General features: G+C 67.8%; 1 pseudogene. It reads left to right on the plus strand.

Features of this window, described 5'->3' with window-relative positions:
• Positions 1–1983: pseudogene (locus CWO89_RS43675) on the plus strand (apolipoprotein A-IV repeat region-like domain-containing protein); the annotation flags it as partial.

The raw sequence follows: 1983 nt of genomic DNA on the forward strand, positions 1-1983 counted from the left end.
GCCGCAACCACCGTCAAGGCGCTGGTCGCTGACGTGCAGCGCTCGCTGTCCATGGCCGGCGCGGCCACCGCGGAGTCGGTCACCTCAGGCGCGCGCGAGGCCCAGAACACGCTGGTTGCCGCATCGACCGAAGCTGCAAACAGCGTCACGACGCTGGTCGCTGACATGCAGCGCTCGCTGTCGATGGCTGGCGCTGCTACCGCGGAGTCGATCACCTCGGCTGCCCGCGACGTTCAGAGCACACTGATCACCGGATCGTCGGAGGCAGCCAACCACGCCAAGTCGCTGGCGATCGATATCGAGCGGACACTGACCGCAGTCGGCGCCGACACCGCCGCGGCCATCCTGAGCAGCGCGCGCGAGGCGCAGACCTCGTTCACGTCGACCTCCGCCGATGCGGCAAATCAGATCCAGGCCATCTCGGTCCAGATCGAGCGCTCGCTCGCTGTCGTCACGGCGAACACCACCGACACGATCCAGACCTCGGCGCAGAACGCGCACAGCTCGCTGGTCGCCGCCGCCAACGAGGTCTCCTCGAAGGTCAAGACGACGTCCGCCGACATCGAGCGTTCGGTGCTCGCCGCCTCCAGCCAGTTCGGCTCGACCATGACCGGCAAGACCGACGAGATCGTCACCTATGTGCAGCAGCAGGCCGAGCGGCTGGCACACATGGTCGATACCCGTCGCGGTACACTGGTGGAAGCGCTCACCAACAAGAGCGCGCAGCTCGCCACCGATATCGACCGCGCCACCGCGGACGCGCTGAAGTCGATCGAGATGCGCGGCCATACCTTCGCGCAGACGATGGCGAGTCACGGCACCGAAGTCGCGCGCAACATCACCTCCGCCGGCGACCTTGCGACCGGCGCGGTGGCGAAGTCGCTGAAGGACCTCGAACACTCCTCGCGCGCGGCGATCGACCAGTCGCGCCAGGTCTCGATTGCCGCCGTCACCGAGATGCAGGAGACAAGCAAGATCCTGCGCACGGATACGGTCGCGCTGTTCGAGCGGCTGCGTGAGGGCAACATCCTCTTGCAGGAGGTGCTCACCGGCGCCCACGACAACCTCAACTCGCTCGAGCGCGCGCTCGTGACCCGCGTCGCCGACTTCGTCTCGGCGATGAACGACGTCACCTCGCGCAACGGCGTTGCGACCCAGACGCTGGAAGACCAGCTCACCGTGTTCAACAGCAAGACCCAGAAGGCGCTGGAGGACCTCGGCGAGCTCTCGACCCAGTTCGACACCCACGGCCGCGCATTGGTCGAAGCCGCCGCATTGGTGGAACAGAGCAACCGCAACACCACGGGCTCGATCGCCGAACGCAAGGCGACGCTGGAATCGCTGGTCACCACCATCGACCTGCGCACCACCGATCTCGACCAGCGGCTGTCGCGCTTCACCGGCCTGCTCGATGAATCGCTCGCCGCGGCCGAGGAGCGGGCGCGCGACATCGCCCGCGTGGTGGCGGAGACCGCCGGCGCCGGTTCGGCGGCGATCAGCCGGCAGTTCGAGGCCGTGCGCACTGCGGCCGAGAACGAGCGGCAGCAGACGCTCGACGCGATGAGCGACCTGTACCAGCAGAGCACCCAGGAAACGGATGCGATGTTCAAGGAATCGACGGAGAAGTTCTCCGCGATGGTGCAGTCGATGAAGCAGATGGCGGCCGAGATGCACAACGAGCTCGAGGCAACCCGCACCGAGCTGCGCCGCGGCGTGCTCGAGATGCCGCAGGAGGCCGCGGAGAACACCGCTCAGATGCGCAAGGTGATCGTCGACCAGATCGAGGCGCTGGCCGAACTCAACCGCATCGTGGCCCAGCACGGCCGCGGGCTCGACGTCGCGACCAATAGCCGGGCCAGCGCGCAGCGCCAGGAAGAGACCGTGATGGCCGCTGCCGCCGGCGGTCGCACAAGCGATGTCCGCATGCGCGGCGACTATGGCAGCGCATCGACCCTGCCGCCGCCGGACCTCGGCGTGCCGGCG

This window comes from Bradyrhizobium sp. Leo170 (assembly GCF_004296405.1).
Classification (GTDB): Bacteria; Pseudomonadota; Alphaproteobacteria; order Rhizobiales; family Xanthobacteraceae; genus Bradyrhizobium.